This is a genomic window from Xanthomonas sp. SHU 199, from assembly GCF_000364665.1.
In the GTDB taxonomy this organism is placed as follows: domain Bacteria; phylum Pseudomonadota; class Gammaproteobacteria; order Xanthomonadales; family Xanthomonadaceae; genus Xanthomonas_A; species Xanthomonas_A sontii.
Genome location: NZ_AQOI01000158.1, coordinates 1 through 7,805, shown reverse-complemented (window position 1 = coordinate 7,805; position 7,805 = coordinate 1). Strand labels below are relative to the sequence as shown.

Annotated in this window: 4 protein-coding genes; all 4 read left to right on the top strand. The window is 70.1% G+C overall.

From position 1 onward, the window contains the following. Positions 1-397 (top strand): formate dehydrogenase accessory sulfurtransferase FdhD (locus D183_RS0107200; RefSeq protein WP_017908412.1); only part of this gene is annotated, 397 nt, incomplete at its 5' end. Beyond that, positions 394-2,742: an FdhF/YdeP family oxidoreductase gene (locus D183_RS0107195; RefSeq protein ID WP_017908411.1), complete on the top strand. Its 2,349-nt coding sequence runs from the start codon at positions 394-396 to the stop codon at positions 2,740-2,742. The genes D183_RS0107200 and D183_RS0107195, both read left to right, overlap by 4 nt. After that, on the top strand, positions 2,732-2,998 hold the full coding sequence (locus D183_RS0107190; protein ID WP_017908410.1) for a hypothetical protein: 267 nt from the start codon (positions 2,732-2,734) through the stop codon (positions 2,996-2,998). Before D183_RS0107195 ends, D183_RS0107190 begins: the two co-directional genes overlap by 11 nt. 243 nt (positions 2,999-3,241) lie before the next feature. Further along, positions 3,242-7,805 (top strand): PAS domain S-box protein (locus D183_RS0107185; protein ID WP_051067608.1); only part of this gene is annotated, 4,564 nt, incomplete at its 3' end.

Below are 7,805 nucleotides of genomic sequence, written 5' to 3'. Positions count from 1 at the left end.
TCGCGCGCTGCGCGCGCAGCAGACCCTCAACGCGCTGACCGGCGCCACCCATGCCGCGGCCTGGGCCGACGCGCGCGGCGAGCTGCAGCTGATCCGCGAGGACGTCGGCCGCCACAACGCGCTGGACAAGCTGATCGGCGCGCTGGCCGGCGCCGGCCTCGACCCGGGCGCCGGCTTCGCCGTGGTCACCAGCCGTGCCAGCTACGAAATGGCGATGAAGGCCACGCAGGCCGGCATCCCGTTGCTGGCCGCCATTTCCGCGCCCACCGCGCTGGCCATCGCGCTTGCCGACAGCGCCGGCCTCACCCTGATCGGCTTCGCCCGCGATCACGATTACGTTGTCTACAGCCATCCGCAGCGCCTAGCGCGCACAGAACCCGCCGGAGAGCCCGCATGAGCAAGAAGACCATCCAGCCCTACACGCAACCGGCCGGCGGTTGGGGGGCGTTGCGCGCGGTGGCCAAGCACCTGATGGAGCAGGACGTGGCGGTGCAGGGCGCCAAGACCCTGCTGCACGTCAACCAGCCCGACGGCTTCGACTGCCCCGGCTGCGCTTGGCCCGACCGCGACCACACCTCCACCTTCGAGTTCTGCGAGAACGGCGCCAAGGCGGTGGCCGCCGAATCCACCGCACGCCGCGCCACCCCGGAGCTGTTCGCCCAGCACAGCGTCGCGCAACTGGCCCGCTACAGCGACTACTGGCTGGAAGGGCAGGGCCGGCTGACCCAGCCGCTGCGCTACGACGCCGACACCGACCACTACGTGCCGATCGACTGGGACGACGCGTTCGCGCTGATCGCCCGCCACCTCAATGGCCTGGCCTCGCCGAACGAGGCGATCTTCTACACCTCCGGCCGCACCAGCAACGAGGCCGCGTTCCTGTACCAGCTGTTCGTGCGCGAGTTCGGCACCAACAACTTCCCGGACTGCTCCAACATGTGCCACGAGCCGTCCGGCACCGCGCTCAAGGCGCAGATCGGGGTCGGCAAGGGCACCGTGTCGCTGCAGGATTTCGAACTGGCCGATGCGATCTTCATCTTCGGCCAGAACCCCGGCACCAACCATCCGCGCATGCTCGGCGAACTGCGCCAGGCGGCCAAGCGCGGCGCGGCGATCGTCTCGTTCAATCCGCTGCGCGAACGCGGCCTGGAGAAGTTCGCCGATCCGCAGGACAAGCTGCAGATGCTGCACAACGGCTCCACGCGCATCTCCTCGGACTATTTCCAGCTCAAGATCGGCGGCGACCTGGCGGCGGTGAAGGGCATCATCAAGCATGTGCTGGAGCGCGACGCCGAGGCGGCCAGCAGTGGCCAGCCGCGGCTGCTGGATCTGGAGTTCATCGCCGGCCATACCGTCGGCTTCGAGGCCTTCGCCGCCGAGGTCGCGGCCGAGCCGTGGGACACCATCGTCGAGGAGTCCGGGCTGAGCGAGGCCGAACTGCGCAAGGCCGGCGAGATCTACCTCAAGGCCGAGCGGCTGATCGCCTGCTGGGGCATGGGCATCACCCAGCACAAGCATTCGGTGGCGACCATCCAGATGATCGCCAACCTGCTCCTGCTGCGCGGCCATCTGGGCCGTCCCGGCGCCGGCGCCTGCCCGGTGCGCGGCCACAGCAACGTGCAGGGCGACCGCACGATGATGATCTACGAGAAGCCGCCGGAAGCGTTCCTGGACCGGCTGCAGGCGGTGTTCGGCTTCGCCCCGCCGCGCGCGCCCGGTTACGACACGGTCGGTGCGATCGAGGCGATGGCCGACGGCCGCGCCAAAGTGTTCTTCGCCATGGGCGGCAACTTCGCCACCGCCACGCCCGACACCGATGCCACCCACCGCGCGCTGCGCCGCTGCGATCTCACCGTGCACGTCACCACCAAGCTCAACCGCAGCCATCTGGTGCATGGCCGCGACGCGCTGATCCTGCCGTGCCTGGGCCGCACCGAGATCGACATCCAGGAGGGCGGGCCGCAGCACGTCAGCGTCGAGGATTCGATGAGCATGGTGCACCTGTCCGGCGGCATCAATCCGCCGGCCTCGCCGCAGTTGCTGTCCGAGCCGGCGATCGTGGCGCGGCTGGCCGAGGCCACGCTGGGGGCGCGCAGCGCGATACGCTGGCGCTGGCTGGTGGCCGACTACGACCGCATCCGCGACCTGATCGGGCAGATGTTCGACGACTTCGCCGACTTCAACGCGCGGGTGCGGGTGCCGGGCGGCTTCCGCCTGTCCAACGGCGCGCGCGACCGCGAATGGGACACGCCGGAGGGCCGCGCGGTGTTCAAGGTGCATGCGGTGCCCACCGACAATCCGATCCACCGCGCGCGCCGTCAGCACCCCGGGCAACTGGTGTTCACCCTGGCGACCACGCGCTCGCACGACCAGTACAACACCACCATCTACGGCCTGGACGACCGCTACCGCGGCGTGTTCGGCGAGCGCCGCGTGCTGTTCATCAACGCCGCCGACATCGCCGACCTGGGCATGCGCGCCGGCGACTGGGTGGACCTGCACAGCCTCTGCGAGGACGGCGTGCCGCGCCAGGCCAAGCGCTTCCTGCTGGTCGAGTACAACATCCCGCGCGGCTGCCTGGCGGCCTACTACCCGGAGACCAATGCGCTGGTGCCCCTGTCCAGCTTCGCCGACGAGGCGCGCACGCCGACCTCCAAGTCGATTCCGGTGGTGGTCACCGCGCATCTGGCCGACGCCGCCGCGGCCGGCCCGCGCGACATCGGGGTCGCGCTTGTCCGCTGATCCGCTGCTGACCGCGCGGTTGTTGCACCTGCTGGCCGAGGCGCCGGATGGCATGGCACTGGCGCGGGTGTGCAAGCGCCTGGACGTGCGCATGAGCGTGCTGCTGCGCACGCTGGCCTGGCTCGGCGATGCCGAACTCGCCGGGCAGCCGGGGCCGGGCTGGGTGCGGGTGGAGCGTCGCGGCGAACGCGAGATCGCGGTGCTTGCCGAGGCGGGCCGAGCCGCTGCGCAGGCGGCGGGTGCTGTCTCGCCCTGAGTCCGGCGGTGGCCGTCGGGCCGGCCTGTGATGCGCACCACGGGATGCACCCAGCCTGCCAGCCCATGGTGCATTTTTTCGCCGCGCCCGCGCCGCAGGCGGTCAAGTTTGCTTCCACCATGCCGATGAGGCGATCACGCATCGCGGGTGTCGCGTCGTGTCCGCCAGGGCAGGACACTAGCACTGCGACAACGCGTGCAGGGCCCGATCCACCGACACGGCGCTCCGGGGAGGGGCCTGAGGATGTCCAGGTTGTTGTTCAAGCGCAGTCCGTTCTATTGGTCGCTGGCGACGCTGCTGATCGGCGCGGCGCTCACCACCGCGGTGGCGCTGCAACTGCAACGGGCCAACGCGCGGCACACGCAAGCGCAACTGGACGCGAAAGCCCATGTCGCCTTCGATCGCATCGAAGAGCTGTTGTCCAACTACGACCACGGCTTGCGCGGCATGCGCGGCATGATCGTCACCGCCGGCGACGAATTGCACAGCGATCAAGTGCTGCGCTACAGCCAGAGCCGCGATCTGCGCCGCGAGTTTCCGGGCGCCCGAGGCTTCGGCTTCATCCGCCGTGTCGCGGCGGCCGAGCAGGAACGCTTCGTCGCCACCGAACGCGCGCTGGGGCGTAAGGATTTCGACATCCGGCAATTGGCGCCGCACAGTGGCGACCGCTTCGTCATCCAGTACATCGAGCCGGTGGACAGCAACGCCGCGGCGCTGGGCCTGGACATCGCCTCGGAGTCGTCGCGCCGTGGCGCGGCCTTGGCGGCGGCGCTGAGCGGCGAATCGCGTTTGACCGGGCCGATCACGCTGGTGCAGGCCGGCGCGCAACATGCGCAGTCGTTCCTGTTGTTGCTGCCGGTCTACCGCAGCGCCACCACGCCGCCAGCGGCGGCGCAACGCCTGCGCGAACTGCGGGGCTGGACCTATGCGCCGCTGCTGATGCCGCAGGTGATGCAGGCGCTGGATCTGGATCCGCAGCGGATCGAATTGACGCTGAGCGACGAGAACGCGGATGCTGGCGCGACGCCGTTCTATCGCAATATGCCGCAGGCCACGCTCGCGCAGGCGCCGCATGCCGAGTTGCGACGCGACGTGATGGGGCGGCACTGGCGGATGGACATGGTCGCCAGCCCGGCCTTCGTTGCCGCCAGCGCGCGCTGGTCGGTGCAGGCCGCAGTGCTGGGCGGCGCGTTGCTCAGCGTGCTGGCGTCGGCGCTGGCGTTCGCGCTGTGCAGCAACCACCTGCGGCGCCGGCAGATCGCCCGCGAGCAGGCGAACCTGGTCGCGGTGGTGCAGAGCTCAGCCGACGGCATCATCGGCAAGACCCTGGAGGGCGTGGTCACCAGCTGGAACCGCGCTGCCGAACAACTGTTCGGCTTCAGCGAGGTCGAGGCGGTGGGCCGGCGCCTGGGCGAGCTGATCGTGCCGCCGGAACTGATGCACGAGGAGGAGTCGGTACTGCGGCGGATCGGGCGCGGCGAGGACGTGCCGTATTTCGAGACCGTGCGCCGGCATGCCGATGGACGCATGATCGACGTGCTGGTCAGCGTCTCGCCGATCTACAACGCCCAAGGCCGGCCGATCGGCGCGTCCAAGACGGTGCGCGACATCTCCGAGCAGAAGGCGGTACGTGCGCAGATCCTGGCCCTGAACGCGACCCTGGAAAGTCAGGTGGCGGCGCGGACCGCCGAGTTGAGTCGCAGCACCGCGATGCTCGAAGGCGTGCTGAGCGCCGCCTCGGAAGTGGCGATCATCGCCACCGACCGCGACGGCACCATCACCCTGTTCAACACCGGCGCCGAGCGCCTGCTCGGCTACCGCCGCGAGGACGTGGTCGGCACGCTGACTCCCGCTGCGTTCCATCGGGCCGAGGAGGTGGCCGCCCGCGGCGCGATGCTGGCCGCCGAACTCGGGTATCCGGTGGAAGGCTTCCGCGTATTCGTGGAAAAGACCGAGCGCGATGGCGCCGACATCTGCGAGTGGACGTATGTGCGCCGCGACGGCACGACCCGCCAGGTGAGCCTGGTGGTCACGGCGATCCGCACCGCACAGGGCGAACTCTCCGGCTACCTGGGCATCGCCCTGGACATCAGCGAACGTCAGGCCGCCGAGCGCTCGCTGGCGCGCAGCATGGCCCTGACCCAGGCGATCCTGGACACGGCGGTCAATCCCATCATGACCTTCGATGCGCGCGGCAAGGTGCGCTCGGTCAATCGCGCCGGCGAGCGCGTATTCGGGTACGGCGCCGAGGAGATCGTCGGTGAGGACGTGAGCCGGCTGATGCCCGAGGCGGCCTCCAGCTTGCACGCGGCGATGGCGGCCGACGTGCCGCCGACGGGCACGTGGCCGGAACGCGTCGACAGCGCCCACGAACTGCAGGCGCTGCGCAAGAACGGCGATGCGTTCGCGATCGAGATCAGCCTCGGCAGTATGTGGATGGACGGCGAATGCCTGGTGGTCGGTGTCATCGCCGACATCACCGAGCGCAATCGCCAGCGGCAGGCGCTGACCCGCGCGCACGACCAGCTGGCGATGGCCGCCGATGCCGCCGAACTCGGCATCTGGACCTGGACCCCGGGCGACGACGCGCTGGAATGCAACGAGCGCATGTACGACCTGTACGAGTGGCCCGCGGCTTTGCGCGAACGCGGCTTGCGTTATTCCGATTGGCGGGTGAAGGTGCACCCGGACGATATCGCCATATCCGAGGCCAGCCTGCAGGCTGCGATGGAGCGGGGGACGGTCTACGACCCGGTGTTCCGGGTGCAGCGCAGCGACGGCGGCCTGCGGCATATCCAGGCCGGCGCGCACACCGAACGCGACGCGCAGGGGCGGGTCACCCGGGTCATCGGCATCAACCGCGACATCAGCGCGCAACTGCAGGCCGAGCAGGATCTGCGCCAGGCCAAGGCGCGCGCCGACGAGGCCAGCCAGGCCAAATCCTCGTTCCTGGCCAACATGAGCCACGAGATCCGCACGCCGATGAACGCGGTGCTGGGCATGCTGCAACTGCTGCAGCGCACCGCGCTGGATGCGCGCCAGGACGATTACGTGGGCAAGGCGCAGAAGGCCGGCAAGTCGCTGCTGAGCCTGCTCAACGACATCCTCGACTACTCCAAGATCGAGGCCGGCAAGCTGCAGCTGGACCTGCATCCGTTCCGCATCGAGGAGTTGCTGCGCGACCTGGCGGTGGTGCTGGCCGGCAATCATCAGCGGCCGGAAGTGGAGATCGTGTACCAGCTCGACCGCGGTATCCCCGATCGCGTGATCGGCGATGCGCTGCGCCTGCAGCAGGTGCTGATCAACCTGGCCGGCAACGCGCTCAAGTTCACCGAGCACGGGCATGTGCGCTTGCGCGTTGAATTGCTGCAGCGGCAGGCGCAGGCGGTGACCCTGCGGATGATCGTGGAGGACACCGGCATCGGCATCAGTGCCGAGCAGCAACAGCGCATCTTCCACAGCTTCACGCAGGCCGAGGCCTCGATCAGCCGCCGCTTCGGCGGCAGCGGCCTGGGCCTGGTGATCAGCCGGCGCCTGATCGGCATGATGGGCGGCGAGCTGCAGGTGCACAGCGTGCTCGGCGAGGGCAGCCGGTTCTGGTTCGATCTGCCGCTGATGCTGGATACCAACGGCGAGGCGGCGGCTGGATGCGGCTGCGCGCGCCCGCGGCATGTGCTGGTGGTCGATGACAGTGCGCTGGTGCGCGAGGTACTGACCGACGCGCTGGGCGCCTGCGGCTGGCAGGTGGAGGGCGTCGCCAGCGGCGAGGACGCGGTGGCGCGCGCGATCGCGGCCGAGCGCGAGGGCGCACGCTTCGACGCCGTGTTGATGGATTGGCGCCTGCCCGGCATCGATGGCGTCACCGCGGCGGCGCAACTGCGCGCGATGTGCGCCGCGCCGCCGTTGGTACTGATGCTGACCGCCTACCAGAGCGAACTGCTGGGTCAGACGCAGCGCCACGTGTCGCCGCCGTTCGCCGATCACCTGGTCAAGCCGGTGACGCCGTGCCAGGTGATCGAAGCCCTGGAGCGGGCCTGGAGCGGGGGTGCCAGGATCGCTGCGCCAGTGCCGGTGTCGCAGCGCGTGGCGCGTCTGCCCGGGCTGCGCGTGCTGGTGGTCGAGGACAATGCGCTGAACCGGCAGGTGGCAGAGGAATTGCTGTGCGCCGAGGGCGCGCAGGTGGCGCTGGCCGAGGACGGCCTGTCGGGCGTGCAGTGCGTGCGCGAGAGCGGCCAGGTCTTCGACGTGGTGGTGATGGACATGCAGATGCCGCGCGTGGATGGCCTGGAGGCGACCCGGCGCATCCGTGCCGACGCGCGTTTCGCGCGATTGCCGATCCTGGCGATGACCGCCAATGCGGCGCAGGACGACGTCGACGCCTGCCTGGCGGCGGGCATGGATGCGCATATCGGCAAGCCGATCGATCTGGAACAGATGGTGGAGGCGCTGCTGCGCCTGAGTGGCCGCACCGCCGCGCCGGCATCGGTGGCCCCGCAGCCGGCGCCGCCCGAGCCGGCGGCGCCGGCTGCGCTCGATGCGATCCTGGCGCGGTTCGGCAACAACGCCGGCCTGTTCGTGCGCATGCTGGACGCCTTCGCCGAGGAGCACCGCACGCTGCTGCAGCGGGTCGAGGCGGCCTTGCGGCAGGGCGACACCGGTGCCAGTGCCGATGCCGCACACGCTTTGAAAGGCAGCGCCGCGACGCTGGGTGCCGCCACCCTGGCGCAGGCCGCTGCCGTGGTGGAGCAGGACGCCCGCGGCGGACGCCTGCCCGACGTCGCGGCGACGCTGGCGGCGTTGCGCGCGG